Genomic DNA, 17522 nt, shown 5'->3' on the forward strand with positions numbered 1-17522 from the left:
CTACCCTTCCGATCATGGAGCCCCCGATGATATCAAGCAGCTCGTCATAGCAATCGGAAGGGCTCTTGCACAGCTCTTGGTTGCAAAAACCCAGCCAGATCGAGGTCAGGTCATTCCCTCAATCATCCCCTGCAGCCGCACCAGCTCCGCCTCGAGATCGCGCTCCACGTCCGCTGCCCGGATCTCCAGCACGCGATAGTCGCGCGCCTCCAGCCACGTCCGCCGGCCCGCACGATCGGCCGCGATGGTCTCGCCCTCGCCCGGGTTGACCAGTTCGATCGCGATCCGGTGCGGGAACGAGACGAAATCAGGAATGTGCCGGCCGACCGGAGTCTGGCGCTTGAACCCTCCTGCGAAGCGGCGGTCGCGGGTCAGGGCCTGCCAGAGCAGGCGCTCGGCGTCGGTCGGGTTGCGGCGGAGCAGGCGGGCGAGCCCGCGCACGGTCGAGCCGCTGTCGGGCACACCGCCGCCCTGGCCGTGCTCGGCCAGCAGCGCGCGCAGGCGCGTGGCCTGCTCGCCGTCGAGCACGCCGCCCTTGGCCGGGCCCTTGCGCCCTTCCGCGATCGCCATCACCACCCCGTGCAGGGTGTGCATGTCCTGCTTGGTCGGCTCCATCCGGCTGAAGATGTTGCGCAGGTTGACCAGCATGGTGTCGCGCTTCTCGGCCGGGCGGAGGAATTCGACCCGGTCGAGCTCGCGGATGAGGTTGTCGAAGAAGGCCTGCATCTGGTGCTGCGAGGCGCGCTCGGAGCGCTCGGGCATGCTGTGCGGCAGCTCGCCTGACGTTGCCCGCTTGAACCATTCATAGCCGACCAGCAGCACGGCCTGGGCGAGGTTGAGCGAGGCAAAGCCCGGATTGACCGGGAAGGTGATGATGCGATTCGAGAGCCCGACCTCCTCGTTGGTCAGCCCCCAGCGCTCGCGGCCGAACAGGATGCCGGCCTTGCCCCCGGTCGCGACGTGACCCGAGATCTCGGCCGCGGCTGCCTCGGGCCCCACCACCGGCTTGGCCTGGTCATGGGGACGCGCGGTGGTGGCGAACAGCAGGTCGAGATCGGCGACCGCTTCGCCGACCGTGTCGAACAATTCGACCTTTTCCAGAATGTAGTCGGCGCCGGCCGCGGCGCGCTGGGCGGCGATGTTGGGCCAGCCGTCGCGGGGATTGACGATGCGCAATCGGCTGAGCGCAAAATTGCCCATGGCGCGCGCGGCCATGCCGATGTTTTCGCCAAGCTGCGGCTCGACCAGGATCACGATGGGACCGTCGAGGGAAAGGCCCGCCTTGCTCTTGTCAGTCCCCGACATCTCGCTTCGCTTTCACACTGGTTCTCAAGGCCTTGGCAAGGCGCTCTTCAGGAATTGATTCAAAGCCGGTCTGCCCCGATCCGTTGGGGCCGGCTGCCCGTTCGCCTGTCGTTTGCCTGTCCTGACGAAATTCTCAAGGGAAATAACGGGTTGGATTCGACTTTTGAATCTCTTCTGAAGCCTGAGGCCCGCCCCCGCGGCAGGGCCCGCCCCGCCCCCCATCTGGGCAAGCTGGATGAGCTAAAAGTGCATAATCCCTTGGCTTTCGCCCGCTGCAGTCCGGTGCTAAGAGGCGGCGGATATTCCCGTGGCGCGCCAAAGCGCCGTTCCCAAGAGGCTTCCCCGATCATGGCAAAAATCAAGGTGTCCAACCCCGTCGTCGAACTCGATGGCGACGAGATGACCCGGATCATCTGGCAGTACATCAAGGACAAGCTGATCAACCCGTACCTTGATGTCGAGCTGCTGTATTTCGACCTGGGCATGGAGTACCGCGACGAGACCAACGATCAGGTCACCATCGACGCCGCCGAAGCCATCAAGAAGGTCGGCGTCGGCGTCAAGTGCGCCACCATCACCCCGGACGAGGCCCGGGTGAAGGAGTTCAACCTCAAGCAGATGTGGAAGTCGCCGAACGGCACCATCCGCAACATCCTCGGCGGCGTGATCTTCCGCGAGCCGATCATCTGCAAGAACGTGCCGCGCCTGGTTCCCGGCTGGACCAAGCCAATCATCATCGGCCGCCACGCCTATGGCGACCAGTACCGCGCCACCGACATCAAGTTCCCGGGCAAGGGCACGCTGTCGATGAAGTTCGTCGGCGAGGACGGCACCGTCATCGAGAAGGAAGTGTTCAAGGCGCCCGGCGCCGGTGTCGCCATGGAGATGTACAATCTCGACGACTCCATCATCGACTTCGCCCGCGCCTCGCTGAACTACGGCCTGCTGCGCAACTACCCGGTCTACCTCTCGACCAAGAACACCATCCTCAAGGTCTATGACGGCCGCTTCAAGGACATCTTCCAGGACATCTACGACCGCGAGTTCAAAAAGGAATTCGAGGCCAAGGGCCTGACCTACGAGCACCGCCTGATCGACGACATGGTGGCTTCGGCCCTGAAGTGGTCCGGCGGCTATGTCTGGGCGTGCAAGAACTACGATGGCGACGTGCAGTCCGACACGGTCGCGCAGGGCTACGGCTCGCTCGGCCTGATGACCTCGGTGCTGCTCACCCCCGACGGCAAGACCGTGGAAGCCGAAGCCGCCCACGGCACGGTGACCCGCCATTACCGCGAGCACCAGAAGGGCAAGGAGACCTCGACCAACTCGATCGCGTCGATTTTCGCCTGGACCCGCGGCCTGTCGCATCGCGCCAAGCTCGACAACAATGCCGAGCTCGCCAAGTTCGCGAGCACCCTGGAGAAGGTCTGCGTCGACACCGTCGAGGAAGGCTACATGACCAAGGACCTCGCGCTCCTGGTCGGCGCCGACCAGCGCTGGCTCTCGACCACCGGCTTCCTCGACAAGGTCGCCGAGAATCTCACGAAAGCGTTGGCGTAAGCCCGCGCATTATTTTCGTCTGATCGGGGTTAGACATCATTATGGGCCGCGCCGAGGCGCGGCCCATTTTTTGAGACCCCTCGCGCGGAGATGCGACCATGTCGATCAAGCTTGCTGTCCCCTGCCTGATGCTGCTGGCCGCCCTGGCCGGGCCGGCCGCCGCCGCGGAGCCGCTCCCCGACGCCATCGCCGCCCCCGGCGAGACCGTCGTGCTCAGCGTCCATGCCGAAGGCGCGCAGGTCTATGACTGCAAGGCCGCCGCCGACGGCAAGCTTGCCTGGGCCTTCCGCGAGCCGGTGGCGACGCTGCTCGCCGAGGGCAAGACCGTCGGCCGCCACTATGCCGGCCCGAACTGGGAACTCGCCGACGGCAGCGCCGTGGCCGGCAAGGCCATCGGCAACGCGCCGGGCGCAACCGCCGCCGATATCCCCTGGCTGAAGCTGGAGGTCGCCTCCCGCCGCGGCAGCGGCATCCTGACGCCGGTCACCACCGTCCAGCGCATCAACACCCACGGCGGCAAGCTCGAGGGTTCTTGCGACAAGGCCGGCGAGTTCAAAAGCGCGCCCTACTCGGCCGAGTACGTCTTCCTGAAAAAGGGCTGACCGCCTAGCGGTCGGTGTCGTCGCGCTCCGCCTGCGCCAATTCTGCCGCCGCAAGATCGCCGGTCTCCTCGAGCCGTGCCTTCGCGGTCTGGTGGACGTGGGCGGCGAGCGTCGGCATGCGCTCGATCAGGGCGTGAAAATCCTGGGCGTCGAGCACGAGCAGCCGCGTCTTGCGCGTCGCCGTCACCGTGCCGCTGCGTTTGGTCTTGTGCAGCAACGCGATCTCGCCGAAGAAGGTGCCGTCGCCAAGCCGCACCTGCTGGCTCGGCAGCGCGATCTCGACCTCGCCCGCAGTGATGAAATACATCGACGAGGCGGCATCGCCACGGCGCACCAATATTTCGCCCTGCTCGATGGTGCGGGCGCGGAGCAACCGCATGATGTCGGCGATCTCCGCGGCCGAAAGATGCGAGAACAGCGGCACCCGCGCCAGCATGCCCCAGGTCACCACGAAGTCGCGCCGCCTCACCTCCTCGGCAAAGGCGGTCGAGATGATCGCGACCGGCAGCGCGATCATGGCAAAACCTGAGATGATCGCAAACACCGAGACGAATTTGCCGAGCGGCGTCACCGGCACGACGTCGCCATAGCCGACGGTGCCGAGCGTCACGATCGCCCACCACATCGCGTCGGGAATGGTGCCGAGCTTGCTGGGCTGCACGTCGCGCTCGATGGCGTAGAGCAGCGAGGCGAAGGTCAGTACCACGCCGATCAGGATGACGATGCAGCCGATCAGCGCACGCCGCTCGGCATGGATGGCCGCGAGCAGCGAGCGCATCGCCGGCGAATAACGGATCAGCTTGAAGAACGGCAGCACGCCGAGCCCAGCCAGCGTCGCGTGCCGGCCGGTGGCCAGCACGATCGCGGCCGGCAGGAACGCCATGAGGTCGATGATGCCGAGCGCGGAGAAGGCATAAGAGAGCCGGTCGGACAGCGCGGAGCCGTTGCGCTGGGTGTGCCCCGCCACGGTCCACAGCCGCGCCAGATATTCGAGCGCGAACACGATGACGGCGAGGACGGCGACCGCGCTGAACAGCGTGTCGAACCGCGCGTCGAGCTCCGGCACCGAGGCGAGGATCATCGCGACCACGTCGAGCACGATGACGCTGATGATCACCTGGATGAAGCGCGACCCGATCGAGTAGGCGAGCGGATCGTGCTCCAGCAATTCGTACAGGCGATCCCTTAGGTTGGGATCGGCCGAGCCACGTCCTCGCGGAACGAGGCGCATGGCCGTTTACGCGCCTGCCATCGCTTTTTCGATCGCCGCGAGCGCCTCGGGCGCCTTGGCGCCATCGGGACCGCCAGCCTGCGCCATGTCGGGCCGGCCGCCGCCGCCCTTGCCGCCGAGCGCCTCGGAGGCGACGCGCACCAGGTTCACGGCATTGAAGCGCGCGGTGAGATCGGCGGTGACGCCGACCACGATCCCGGCCTTGCCGTCCTCGGTGACGCCGACGATGGCGACCACGCCGGAGCCGATCTGCTTCTTGCCGTCGTCCGCAAGGCTCTTGAGATCCTTCATCTCGATGCCCTCGACCGCGCGCGCCATCAGCTTGACGTCGCCGACCTCGCGCACGCCTGCGGCTGCGCCGTTCCCGACGGATGTACCGCCGCCCATCGCGAGCTTCTTGCGGGCGTCGGAGAGCTCGCGCTCGAGCTTCTTGCGCTCCTCCATCAGGGCTGTGATGCGCGCCGGAACGTCGTCGATCGAGGTGCGCAGCTCGTTGGCCGCGGTCTTCGCCAGCGCCATGGTCTCGTTGGCGTGCCTGCGCGCATAGTTGCCGGTCAGCGCCTCGATGCGGCGCACGCCGGAGGCCACCGCGCTCTCGCCGGTCAGCGTGATCAGGCCGATGTCGCCGGTGCGCTTCACATGGGTGCCGCCGCAGAGCTCGACCGACCAGCCGAGCGCGTTGGCACCGCGCTCCCGCGCGGTCCGGCCCATCGAGACGACGCGAACCTCGTCGCCGTATTTCTCGCCGAACAGGGCGCGCGCGCCGGCCTCGCGCGCTTCGTCCACGCCCATGACGCGCGTGGTGACCTCGTCATTCTCCAGCACCACGTCGTTGGCGATGTCCTCGACGCGGGCGAGCTCTTCCGCCGTGATCGGCTTCGGATGCACGAAGTCGAAGCGCAGACGGTCGGGCGCGACCATCGAGCCGCGCTGGGCGATGTGATCGCCGAGCACCTGGCGCAGCGCCTCGTGGATGAGATGCGTCGCCGAGTGATGCGCGCGGATCGAGGAGCGCCTGCCGTGATCGACCTCGAGCTGGAGCGCGGTGCCGAGCTTCAGCTCGCCGCTCTCGACGGTGCCGACGTGAACGAAGAGATCGCCGAGCTTCTTCTGCGTGTCGGTGACGCGGAACTTGATGCCGCCTTCGCCGCTGAGCACGCCGGTGTCACCGACTTGGCCGCCGGACTCCGCGTAGAACGGCGTCTGGTTGAGCACGATCGCGCCGGTCTCGCCGGCCTTGAGGCTCGCGGTTTCCTGGCCGTCCTTCACCAGCGCGGAGACCACGCCTTCGGCGCTCTCGGTCTCATAGCCCAGGAATTCGGTGGCCCCGAGCTTCTCGCGCAGCGGGAACCAGATCGCTTCGGAAGCCGCCTCGCCCGAACCCTTCCAGGACTCGCGCGCCTTGGCCTTCTGGCGCTCCATCGCGTCGGTGAACGAAGCTTGATCCACGCCGATGCCGCGCGACTTCAGCGCGTCCTGGGTCAGGTCGAGCGGGAAGCCGTAGGTGTCGTACAGCGTGAAGGCGACGTCGCCGTCGAACATGTCGCCTTTCTTCAGGGACGCGCTCTTCTCGTCGAGGATGGCAAGGCCGCGCACCAGCGTCTTGCGGAAGCGGGTCTCTTCCAGCCGCAGCGTCTCTTCGATCAAATTCTCCGCGCGCATCAGATCGGGATAGGCCTGGCCCATCTCACGCACCAGCGCCCAGACCAGGCGATGCATCAGCGGCTCTTTCGCACCCAGCAGCTGCGCATGGCGCATCGCGCGGCGCATGATCCGGCGCAGCACATAGCCGCGGCCCTCGTTCGAGGGCAGCACACCGTCTGCGACCAGGAAGGCGGAGGAACGCAGATGGTCGGCGATGACGCGGAACGAGGCCACGGTCTGCTCGTTCGGCCCGGCGCCGAGCGCTGACGACGTCGCATCGATCAGATGGCGGAACAGATCGGTCTCGAACACGCTGTCGACGCCCTGCATGATGCTGGCCATGCGCTCGAGGCCCATGCCGGTGTCGATCGAGGGACGCGGCAGATCCACGCGCTCCTCCTTCGTCACCTGCTCGTACTGCATGAACACCAGGTTCCAGAATTCGAGGAAGCGGTCGCCGTCCTCTTCCGGCGAGCCCGGAGGTCCGCCCCAGATGTGATCGCCGCGGTCGATGAATATCTCCGAGCACGGGCCGCACGGGCCGGTGTCGCCCATCGCCCAGAAATTGTCCGAGGTCGGGATGCGGATGATGCGGTCGTCGGAGAAGCCCGCGATCTTCTTCCACAGCCCAGCCGCCTCGTCGTCGGTGTGGTAGACGGTGACGAGCAGCTTGTCTTTCTTGAGCCCGAACTCCCGCGTGATCAGGGTCCAGGCCAGCTCGATCGCGCGCTCCTTGAAATAGTCGCCGAACGAGAAATTGCCGAGCATCTCGAAGAAGGTGAGATGGCGCGCGGTGTAGCCGACATTGTCGAGGTCGTTGTGCTTGCCGCCGGCGCGCACGCATTTCTGCGAGGTGGTGGCACGCTGATAGGGCCGCTTCTCGACGCCGGTGAAGACGTTCTTGAACTGCACCATGCCGGCATTGGTGAACATCAACGTCGGGTCGTTGCGCGGCACCAATGGCGAGGACGACACGATCTCGTGGCCGTTCTCGGCAAAGAAGTTCAGAAAGGTCGACCTGATCTCGTTGACGCCGCTCATGTTCATCCAATCGGGTGTGCTTGGACCCGCGATACGCCATCCAAACCGGGCATTTGGGCTGATATCTGCGCGTCAAAGCGCTTTTAGACAAGGCCAGCTGCGCTGTCCAGAAACTGTGCAAGGAGATCAGTGAGTTGCCGCAGGCGCGCAACCCCGTTTGCAATCCCGTTGAAAGCCGCCAGGTGCGCGTTGACAGGCTTGGCCGGCCTGTGGTCTGTACCCATCTGTATCGTACGGCCACGTCGGGAGAGACCGGCTTTGGTGCCGGCGCCGAAGGAGCAACCGCCCCGGAAACTCTCAGGCAAAAGGACCGCGTGGCTTTGACGACATCTGGAAAGAGGCGCCGACGGGCATAGCCCGGACGACGTCCGCCGACGGGATAATACTCTCAGGCACAGCGACAGATGGGGCTTCGACTGGTTGCTACCGGGGAATCGTCCCCGGGGAACCGCCGAGGGCCCCGTGATGCTTGCGCGCGACGACCAAGATTCCCTGAAACGTACGCCCCTTCACGGGCTTCATGTCTCCCTCTGCGGCAAGATGGTGCCGTTCGCGGGCTATGACATGCCCGTGCAGTACCCCGCGGGCGTCCTGAAGGAGCACCTCCATACCCGTTCCTCCGCCGGCCTGTTCGACGTCTCCCACATGGGCCAGCTCGCGCTTCGGCCGAAGTCGGGCAAGGTCGAGGACGCCGCCCGCGCGCTGGAACGGCTGGTGCCGCAGGATATCGTGGCGGTTGCCCCGGGACGGCAGCGCTATGCCCAGTTCACCAATCCGGACGGCGGGATTCTCGACGATCTGATGGTCGCCAATTTCGGCGATCACCTGTTCCTGGTCGTCAACGCCGCCTGCAAGGAAGGGGACGAGGCGCATCTGCGCGCGCATCTCTCGGATGACTGCATCATCGATTCGCTTCAAGACCGCGCGCTGATCGCGCTGCAGGGCCCGAAGGCGGAAGCCGCATTGGCGAAATTGTGTGCAGAGGCGCCCTCCATGAAGTTCATGGACGCCGGCCCGCACAAGGTTGCCGGTCTCGACTGCTTCGTCTCGCGCTCCGGCTACACCGGCGAGGACGGGTTCGAGATTTCGGTCCCCGCGGCCGATGCCGAGCGCCTCGCCAGGACGCTGCTGGACAATCCCGACGTGATGCCGATCGGCTTAGGGGCCCGCGACAGCCTGCGGCTGGAAGCCGGGCTCTGCCTCTACGGCCACGACATCGACACCGCCACCACGCCGGTCGAGGCCGCGCTGGAATGGTCGGTGCAGAAGAGCCGCCGCAGCGGCGGCGCCCGCGCCGGTGGCTTCCCCGGCACTGATGTGATCCTCGCTCATTTCGACAACGGCGCGAGCCGCCGCCGGGTCGGCCTGCGCACGGAAGGCCGCGCGCCGGTGCGCGAGGGCGCGCCGCTGTTTGCGGATGAAGCGGGCGGCGAGCCGATCGGAAAGGTCACCTCGGGCGGTTTCGGCCCGAGCCTGAACGCGCCCGTCGCGATGGGCTATGTGCCCATGGCATCGAGCGCGCTCGATACAAAACTCTTCGCCGAAGTGCGCGGCCAGCGGCTGCCGCTCACGGTCGCCGCCATGCCCTTCGTAAAAAACACCTACAAACGCTGAGGACTGAGAAAATGACCACGACGCTGTACTCCTCCGACCATGAATGGCTGGCCATCGACGGCGACGTCGCCACCGTCGGCATCACCGACTACGCGCAGTCGCAGCTCGGCGACGTCGTATTCGTCGAGTTGCCGAAGGTCGGCCGCAGCCTGAAGAAGGCGGAAGCCGCCGCCGTCGTGGAATCGGTGAAGGCCGCCTCCGACGTCTACGCGCCTGTCACCGGCGAAGTGCTCGAGACCAACGACGCGCTCGCCGCCGAACCGGCGTTGGTGAACTCCGACGCGCAAGGCAAGGCGTGGTTCTTCAAGATCAAGATTGCCGACAAGAGCGAGCTCGGCGGCCTCATGGATGAAGCCGCCTACAAGGCCCACACGGCGTGAAATGAAGCGAACTCTGACCTCATATTCGGTGTCATCACCCGCCTTGTGCGCACTGCGCACTGGGGCGGGTGATCCAGTACGCCGCGGCTTCTCGGCTCAAGCCGTGACGCCTGCGTTTACTGGATGCCCCGCCTTCGCGGGGCATGACGGCGACAGCGAAATCTAAAGCGAGGACCCATGATGACCGCGCACCGCAAATCCAATGGCGACACCGCCGCCACCTTCGTTCGCCGCCACATCGGCCCGTCGGCGCGCGACGTCACCGCAATGCTGGAGGCCGTCGGCGCCAAGAGCGTGGACGCCCTGATGGCGGAGACGCTGCCGGCCTCGATCCGGCAGACCGCCCCGCTCGATCTCGGCAAGCCCTTGAGCGAGACCGAGGCGATCGCGCACATGGCCGAGCTCGCGCGAGAGAACCAGGTCTTCACCTCGCTGATCGGCCAAGGCTATTCCGGCACGGTTTTGCCCGCGGTGATCCAGCGCAACATTCTGGAGAATCCCGCCTGGTACACGGCTTACACGCCTTACCAGCCCGAGATCAGCCAGGGCCGGCTGGAAGCGCTGCTCAACTTCCAGACCATGATCTGCGACCTCACCGGGCTCGACGTCGCTAACGCCTCGCTGCTCGACGAGGCGACCGCCGCGGCCGAAGCCATGGCGCTCGCCGAGCGCCACTCGCGGGTCGAAGCAAAAGCCTTCTTCGTCGACAAGGACGTGCATCCGCAGACGCTGGCGGTGATGCGCACCCGCGCCGAGCCGCTGGGCTGGACCCTGATCGTCGGCGATCCCCTCGCCGATCTCGACAAGGCCGACGTGCTCGGCGCGCTGCTGCAATATCCGGGCTCCTCGGGCGCCGTGCGCGACCTCAGGCCCGCGATCGCGACGTTGAAGGCCAAGGGCGCACTCGCGATCGTTGCCGCCGATCTCTTGGCCCTGACGCTGCTCGCCTCGCCCGGCGAGCTCGGCGCGGACATCGCGATCGGCTCGGCGCAGCGTTTTGGCGTGCCGATGGGCTATGGCGGGCCGCACGCGGCCTATATGGCGGTGCGCGATGCGCTGAAGCGCTCGCTGCCCGGCCGCATCGTCGGCCTCTCCGTGGACTCGCGCGGGATGCCGGCCTATCGCCTCGCGCTGCAGACCCGCGAGCAGCACATTCGCCGCGAGAAGGCGACCTCCAACATCTGCACCGCGCAGGTGCTGCTCGCCGTGATCGCCTCGATGTACGCGGTCTATCACGGCCCCGAGGGGCTTGCGCAGATCGCGCGCAACGTGCATCGCCGCGCCGCCGTGCTTGCCGCCGGCCTACGCAAGCTCGGCTTCGCGCCGCAGTCGGATAGCTTCTTCGACACGCTCAGCGTGGACGCCGGTGCCAGGCGCGCCGAGATCGTCGCGCGCGCTACCGCCGAGACAATCAACCTCGGCGTTGGCGAAACCGCGCTCCGCATCGCGCTCGACGAGACCACAACGCCGGCGACCGTCGAGGCGGTCTGGCGCGCGTTCGGCGGCACGCTTGTTTACGCCGAAATCGACGCCACCACGCGCGAGGCGCTGCCGGAGGCGCTGAAGCGCACTACCGCCTTCCTCACCCATCCCGTCTTCCACGCGCATCGCTCGGAGACCGAGATGCTGCGCTACATGCGCAAGCTCAGCGACCGCGATCTCGCGCTCGACCGCGCGATGATTCCGCTCGGCTCCTGCACGATGAAGCTGAACGCGACCACCGAGATGATGCCGCTGACCTGGCCGGAGTTCGGGTCCTTGCATCCGTTCGCGCCGCGTGAGCAGGCCAAGGGTTACCACGCGCTGTTCGCGCGGCTGGAAAAGTGGCTGTGCGACATCACCGGCTATGACGCGATCTCGCTGCAGCCGAATTCCGGCGCGCAGGGCGAATATGCCGGACTGCTCGCGATCCGCGGCTATCATGCCGCGCGCGGCGAGACGCACCGAAAAATCTGCCTGATCCCCTCCTCCGCCCACGGCACCAACCCGGCTTCGGCCGCGATGGTCGGCATGGACGTGGTGGTGGTCGCCTGCGAGAAGAACGGCGACGTCGACGTCAATGATCTCCGCGCCAAGGCCGAGAAGCACTCGAAAGATCTCGCCGCGGTGATGATCACCTATCCCTCGACGCACGGCGTGTTCGAGGAGCACATTCGCGAGATCTGCGACATCGTCCACGACCATGGCGGCCAGGTGTATCTGGACGGCGCCAACCTCAACGCGCAGGTCGGCCTGTCCCGGCCCGGCGATTACGGCGCCGACGTCAGCCATCTCAACCTGCACAAGACCTTCTGCATCCCGCATGGCGGCGGCGGCCCCGGCATGGGCCCGATCGGCGTGAAGGCGCATCTCGCGCCGTTCCTGCCCGGTCATCCGGCGACGCAAGCCGAAGCACCGGTCGGCCCGGTCTCGGCCGCGCCGTTCGGCTCGGCGTCGATCCTGACCATCTCCTACATCTACATTCTGATGATGGGCGGTGACGGCCTGAAGCGCGCCACCGAGATCGCGATCCTCAACGCCAACTACATTGCCGCGCGCCTCGATGCGCACTTCCCGGTGCTCTACAAGAACGCGAAGGGCCGCGTCGCACATGAGTGCATCGTCGACCCGCGCGCGCTGAAGACGACGTCGGGCGTCACCGTGGACGACATCGCAAAACGCCTGATCGACTACGGCTTCCATGCCCCCACCATGAGTTTTCCGGTGCCGGGCACGCTGATGATCGAGCCGACCGAATCGGAATCGAAGGCGGAGCTGGATCGTTTCTGCGACGCCATGATCGCGATCCGGAAGGAGATTGCCGAGGTCGAGGCCGGCCGCTTCAAGATCGAGGCTTCGCCTTTGCGCCACGCCCCGCACACCGTGCACGACATCGCGGATGATGCTTGGAATCGCGCCTACACCCGCGCCGAGGGCTGCTTCCCCGTGGGCACCTCGCGCACCGACAAATATTGGTGCCCGGTCGGCCGCGTCGACAACGTCTACGGCGACCGCAACCTGGTGTGCTCGTGCCCGCCGGTCAGCGATTACGCGGAAGCGGCGGAGTAAGGGATCGTAGCTTCGTAGGGTGGGCAAAGCGACTTGTCCGCCGTAGCTCGAAGAGCGAAGGCGGAAGCGTGCCCACCACCTTTGTGCGCGTTGGAATATGGTGGGCACGGCGCTTACGCGCCTTTGCCCACCCTACGGCCCCGAACGCGTATCTAGGGTGCAACCAGCGAACAGTTCTTTCGGTCCCACCGCCAAAGCCGTTCGTTGGTGAGAAGCGTACCACCCCACCAGCGTCGAATCGGGTTTTGACGGCGGAAATCCTCCCGGCCTTCAAGGACCGCTTCCCCAAATTCGGTGAGCGATAGCCGGCTTCGGCGAAAGGCGGCGTTGCGGCCTCGCGCATCGTGCGGGGCCAGCGTCGCGAGTTTCGGATCGAGACCCGTGATCACCGGCATTGGGCCGGACCCAAGCCCTTCGAGCAGCGGGCCCAATTCCCATTGATCGAACACGCGCGTTTGCAGCGGACCGTCCGGTTGAAACAGCTCCTTGGTACGGTTGTGCCCCCGCGCAATCAGGTCGAGAAGCCGCGCTTCCGTCGTACCTAGTCCGGTGATTGGTGATGGCAGTTCTGCCAGCAATTGTTCCATCGCAGGCTTCAGGAAGGGCAGCCTGGGGAAATCCCTGCCGAGCAATCCGAAACAGAGCTCCGGCGTTGGCGCCCGGTAGGCTTCCCAGGCCATGTTGGCGATCTCGAAGTCGCAGTCCGCGACCTCCAATTCCCGCACCATACGATCGCGAAGCTCTGTGCCGTCCGCTCCGCGCAGATCGAAATTGACACGTCGCAATCTCAGACGATCGGTGATCGATGGATGGGACCGCAAATAATCGAGGATCCAGATCAGTTGCAACTGACTATTGGGCTCAGGGTCGAACCACAGCTCGATGAGATCGACGCCATAGGTCTCGCAAAACCAAATCAGGCCTGTCTCCTTGTGCGCTAGACCGGTCTGAGGCAACCGGCCAACAAGATCGGACCAACGCACCTCTGGATCGCCTCTGACATAGCCTCCCGTCAGGTATTGCTCGAGGTGATGCGAGGTAGGCAGTGGCCCCGAAACGAAGCGAAAGATAAACGGGACGACCATGTCGGCACGATTTGCGTAGGTGAGACCCACGCCGGACGAACTGGTCAGGATCACGCGTTTCATCGCGAACGCCCCCAAAACGAAACGGGCACTGACGACGTCGGCAACTCAACGTCTTCAGCGCCCGCTCCTCGCGATAATTTTTCGCGTTAGGTCTTACTCGTCCGCCGGCTCCTCGCCGTCGGCGTCGCGCTCGGGGGTGCCGGCAAGAATCTGCTCGGCAATCAGGCCGGAGTTCTGGCGAATCGAGGTCTCGATCTTGGCGGTGATGTCAGGGTTGGCCTTCAAAAACGCTTTCGAGTTCTCGCGGCCCTGGCCGAGGCGCTGGCTGTCGTAGGAGAACCAGGCGCCGGACTTTTCGACGATGCCGGCCTTGACGCCGAGATCGAGGATCTCGCCCATCTTGGAGACGCCCTCGCCGTACATGATGTCGAATTCGACCTGCTTGAAGGGCGGCGCCAGCTTGTTCTTCACCACCTTGACGCGCGTGGTGTTGCCGACCACTTCGTCGCGCTCCTTGATCGCGCCGATGCGGCGGATGTCGAGACGGACGGAGGCATAGAATTTCAGCGCGTTGCCGCCGGTCGTGGTTTCCGGCGAGCCGTACATCACACCGATCTTCATGCGGATCTGGTTGATGAAGATCACCATGGTGTTGGATTTGTTGATGGAGGCCGTCAGCTTGCGCAGCGCCTGGCTCATCAGACGGGCCTGGAGACCCGGCAGCGCGTCGCCCATCTCGCCCTCGAGCTCGGCCTTCGGCACCAGAGCCGCGACCGAATCGACCACCAGCACGTCCACCGCACCCGAGCGCACCAGTGTGTCGCAGATCTCCAGCGCCTGCTCGCCCGTGTCCGGCTGCGAAATCAGGAGCTCGTCGATGTTGACGCCCAGCTTGCGCGCATAGACCGGGTCGAGCGCGTGCTCGGCGTCGATGAAGGCGCAGATTCCGCCCTTCTTCTGCGCTTCCGCCACCGTGTGCAGCGCCAGCGTGGTCTTGCCCGAGGATTCCGGCCCGTAGATTTCCACGACGCGCCCCTTCGGCAGACCACCGATCCCGAGCGCAATGTCGAGCCCGAGGGAACCCGAGGACACCGCCTCGACATCCATCGACCGGTCGTTCTTGCCGAGCTTCATCACCGAGCCCTTGCCGAACTGGCGCTCGATCTGGGAGAGCGCGGCGGCCAGAGCTTTACTCTTGTCCATGGAAGATCCTTCGACGATACGCAGGGCAGTGTTGGACATTGGGTCGTGCTCCTTATGGCGAGGATTCGCTAGAGGGACAAACGATTGGCGGGGCGGGCCGGCGATAAAAGTAATGTACCCTATTTGTTCCAAGTTCGCAATATGTTCTTTCGCGGATTTTGGTACTGGCCTGTTTCCGGCGACATTGGCCTGGTTTGAAATGACACGTGGCCTGTTTTGTTCTGGGCCAACCATAAGGTGTATTCACGGGCGGAACACGCCGTCATATATTACCGAAATTTCCCGGTTCTGGCACAATCTGCATAGACGCTCGTTCCGATTGAGCGCAGGGTTCCCTCTCAATCGGGGGGTGACACCATGACCGAGCGACTTATTCAGACAGGTATTGTCACCGTAGGCACCGTGAACGCTGGCCTAATCGTCTGGCTGATCCTGATGATTTGAGGCCGCCTCAGTTGGCGGCCTCTTTTCCATCCAGCTTCTCATCGATGTAGGCCCGCGCTCCCTTTGAGGCCGCTCTAGTGGGAGCCATTCCTGCGAAGCGATCTCCTTGCCCGATCCTGGGATAAACAATCCATTCCCATTTTTCTTCGGTGAGTGGCCGGCCATAAAGCCGCCGTCCGGTGCGGTCCTATAGTGGCCCTACTTCGCATCTGCGAGTGGCCGGCATCTAACCGGCGGGTTTTTCTTTGTCCTCGTGCGGCTGCTCGCCACGGTTTTCGGCAGTCTGCTCCGGATCCCCGGGCTTCTTCCCGGCCATGTTCCCAGGATTGAAATGGTACTTGCCGTCCGGATTCTCGCCGGGCTGCTTCTCATTTGGATTTTTATTGTTGTCGTCGGCCATAAGGCTGTTCCTTTAGAGGGAGGAACAACATGCAACAGGGCGGGCAATCCCTTAGTTCCTACCAGTGGCCTACTTTGCAATCCCGAGTGGCCTATTTCGGCAGTACCCGGATGCTGGCCTGGTTTCCGAGCGCGGTGGCCTAGTTTGATTTTCGCGGTGGCCCGATTTGGATTTGAAGAACGGACCGCAAACGAATGTGTTCCGCTAAGCGAACATGAGGTGTAGAGTTCCGTAGAACTTCTGTGCCCCTTGAAAGTTTTAAGCAGAGCGAACTTTGTGACAGGAGGAAGTCATGAAGCGCTTCCGATTCAAACCGGATAGAGTGCTTGGAGAGCGGCTCATCAAGGAAGCCAGACTAGCGCGAGAAAAGGCAGAACAATTGCAGGCGGCCCCAGAGCAAGAGGCTCTTTTGAAGAAGGCCCACGAATCCGATGTCGCCGCCCGCATTGAGGAATGGTTGAAATCATCCGGCTTGCAGCCGCCGAAGTAAGCCCGTCGCGTTGACTCCGCTGGTTCTCGAAACAGCGGGCCAGCGGGCCATGCAAGATCATCTGGTTCAACTTGAGAAGCTGCGGAAGGACGCGGCGGAGTGCGCTCTCATCCGCGACCGACGCCGCTAAGCGCGAACTATTCGACCGCCTCGCAAGTCATCTCACAGTCCTGGCCGACCAAGTTGAAATGGCGATGCTCGAACGGAAGACCGGTTAAGGCCGCCTCAGTTGGCGGCTTCTTTGCCAGCTTCCCGGCGAAGCTTTCGCAAAAGGATTTCGATGTAGCCTTCCAAGTCAGCCACGCTGTCAGCCGACAATCCCTCCGGGAAAAACGCGCAAGCTCGCCATTCATAGAACCACGGAAAAGAAGTGCCCTAATCCGCCTCTGCGCGTGTGAAACGATCTCGTCTCCTGCCCGTATCTATTGGGCTGGGGGATTTCAATGCCCAGTTCGACGCAGCGCCGCCACGCATCCATTTGAGCTTGGTCGCGTTGTGCCGTTGAACCTTCTCGTCATCCATTCGGACTGATCAATATCCGGGATTTTGCTAATCCCTCTCGGGGCTGGAACGCCGCCGCCTGCGCTTCATTTCAAGCGGGCGGCGTTTTCATTTCATTTGTGGCCTGATCTCCACTGAGCGGCGCCGACAGTTTCACACGACTGTCATGGCACGTTCCTAGCATTGTCATGCGACGGGGGTCCGGCGCGCGGCTCTCCGTCCAACCTCGGCCTAGACCACCAGATGGGCGGAGAGCTCGCCGACCTCCTGAACCATGGCGGCACGCCCGGGTTGGTTCGGCATGTATCGCATCCGGTATTTTTGCACCTTCCTCGCCGTGACCGGAATCGGCTTCGTATTTCTGGTCACGCAAACCCGCTTTGTAGGCGGATGAAGTCAGGCCGCCTCAGTGGGCGGCCTGACGGGAACGACTCTCCAACATCGGGATTGAGATTCCGGTCTGTGGCGCGACACTCTCGCGCCATCCACCCGGAACGGTCCATCGTACAATGCGCGCGTTGGCGATGGGCCGGGTCTCGTGAGGCCGCCTCGGTTGGCGGCCTCTTTCGTTTCGTGAAGTCTTCCTTCCGCCAAGGAAGCCCCCTCCGTACTGACTGGTTGATCCCGATAGATCATCTTGAAGATGCTGGCCGCCGGATCCATGCCGCGCCCGTTCTTTCTGCTTTAGCGACACGCCCAGCTCAATAACATGGCGCTAAGTTGCGGCGGAGCGTGCTGTCCGCATTTGAGCCGTTGTGTCCCAAGTTGAATTCGGCAGTGTCCTAATTCGTAAAAGTTCCGAATGGCGGGACAAATTGAGGACTCGCTAATCCCCTGATCCGAGCGCACACTTTCACCATCACCGCCCGGATCGTGGCTACCATCGGTGACGAGAACGCTCCATCACAGCGCTCCCGCCCCCTCGAACAGGGAGCAGCGCCTTGCAAAGACGGCAACGCATCAGACAATCC

At 64.3% G+C, this 17522-nt stretch carries 12 protein-coding genes and 1 riboswitch; of the genes, 6 read left to right on the plus strand and 6 right to left on the minus strand.

The features are described 5' to 3' along the window. Positions 1 to 105: 105 nt before the first annotated feature. Positions 106 to 1305: a TrmJ/YjtD family RNA methyltransferase gene (locus tag AB7245_RS29150; protein ID WP_166342520.1), complete on the minus strand. Its 1200-nt coding sequence runs from the start codon at positions 1303 to 1305 to the stop codon at positions 106 to 108. A 348-nt stretch (positions 1306 to 1653) separates the two neighbouring features. On the opposite strand from AB7245_RS29150, the gene AB7245_RS29155 reads away from it, so the two are divergent. Beyond that, positions 1654 to 2865 (plus strand): NADP-dependent isocitrate dehydrogenase, encoded by a 1212-nt coding sequence (locus AB7245_RS29155; RefSeq protein ID WP_231142293.1) that lies wholly within the window; start codon positions 1654 to 1656, stop codon positions 2863 to 2865. Positions 2866 to 2963: 98 nt separating this feature from the next. Then, complete coding sequence (locus AB7245_RS29160; protein WP_354131436.1) at positions 2964 to 3467, plus strand: DUF3455 domain-containing protein; 504 nt, start codon at positions 2964 to 2966, stop codon at positions 3465 to 3467. Between the two features lie 4 nt (positions 3468 to 3471). Here the strand turns inward: AB7245_RS29160 and AB7245_RS29165 are convergent, their stop codons facing one another. After that, positions 3472 to 4698 (minus strand): cyclic nucleotide-gated ion channel, encoded by a 1227-nt coding sequence (locus AB7245_RS29165; protein ID WP_354131435.1) that lies wholly within the window; start codon positions 4696 to 4698, stop codon positions 3472 to 3474. A gap of 6 nt (positions 4699 to 4704) precedes the next feature. Further along, positions 4705 to 7383: an alanine--tRNA ligase gene (gene alaS / locus AB7245_RS29170; RefSeq protein WP_354131434.1), complete on the minus strand. Its 2679-nt coding sequence runs from the start codon at positions 7381 to 7383 to the stop codon at positions 4705 to 4707. A gap of 233 nt (positions 7384 to 7616) precedes the next feature. Continuing rightward, positions 7617 to 7705: riboswitch (glycine riboswitch) on the plus strand. A gap of 143 nt (positions 7706 to 7848) precedes the next feature. On the opposite strand from alaS, the gene gcvT reads away from it, so the two are divergent. From gcvT to gcvP, 3 genes are all read left to right on the plus strand, one after another. After that, positions 7849 to 8997, plus strand: a complete 1149-nt coding sequence (gene gcvT / locus AB7245_RS29175) for a glycine cleavage system aminomethyltransferase GcvT (protein ID WP_354131478.1) — start codon at positions 7849 to 7851, stop codon at positions 8995 to 8997. Between the two features lie 11 nt (positions 8998 to 9008). Beyond that, a complete protein-coding gene (gcvH, locus tag AB7245_RS29180) occupies positions 9009 to 9377 on the plus strand; it encodes a glycine cleavage system protein GcvH (protein WP_354131433.1) in 369 nt (122 codons plus the stop codon). Between the two features lie 180 nt (positions 9378 to 9557). Next, complete coding sequence (gcvP, locus tag AB7245_RS29185; protein ID WP_354131477.1) at positions 9558 to 12425, plus strand: aminomethyl-transferring glycine dehydrogenase; 2868 nt, start codon at positions 9558 to 9560, stop codon at positions 12423 to 12425. Positions 12426 to 12577: 152 nt separating this feature from the next. On the opposite strand, the gene AB7245_RS29190 is transcribed toward gcvP, so the two are convergent. The 3 genes from AB7245_RS29190 to AB7245_RS29200 form a co-directional block, all read right to left on the minus strand. Beyond that, positions 12578 to 13573, minus strand: a complete 996-nt coding sequence (locus AB7245_RS29190) for a hypothetical protein (RefSeq protein WP_166342527.1) — start codon at positions 13571 to 13573, stop codon at positions 12578 to 12580. Between the two features lie 93 nt (positions 13574 to 13666). Continuing rightward, positions 13667 to 14755 carry a recombinase RecA gene (recA, locus tag AB7245_RS29195; RefSeq protein WP_014494106.1) on the minus strand — a complete coding sequence of 363 codons (1089 nt, stop codon included), beginning with the start codon at positions 14753 to 14755 and terminating at the stop codon, positions 13667 to 13669. Positions 14756 to 15386: 631 nt separating this feature from the next. Further along, positions 15387 to 15560 carry a hypothetical protein gene (locus AB7245_RS29200; protein ID WP_166091088.1) on the minus strand — a complete coding sequence of 58 codons (174 nt, stop codon included), beginning with the start codon at positions 15558 to 15560 and terminating at the stop codon, positions 15387 to 15389. Between the two features lie 292 nt (positions 15561 to 15852). Here AB7245_RS29200 and AB7245_RS29205 point away from each other — a divergent pair, with 292 nt between their 5' ends. After that, the gene (locus AB7245_RS29205; RefSeq protein WP_063982347.1) at positions 15853 to 16050 is read left to right on the plus strand and encodes a hypothetical protein; all 198 of its coding nucleotides are present in this window, start codon (positions 15853 to 15855) and stop codon (positions 16048 to 16050) included. The last annotated feature ends 1472 nt before the right edge of the window (positions 16051 to 17522 follow it).

Origin of the sequence: Bradyrhizobium sp. 604_D8_N2_3, from assembly GCF_051810765.1 — a bacterium.
Classification (GTDB): Bacteria; Pseudomonadota; Alphaproteobacteria; order Rhizobiales; family Xanthobacteraceae; genus Bradyrhizobium; species Bradyrhizobium barranii.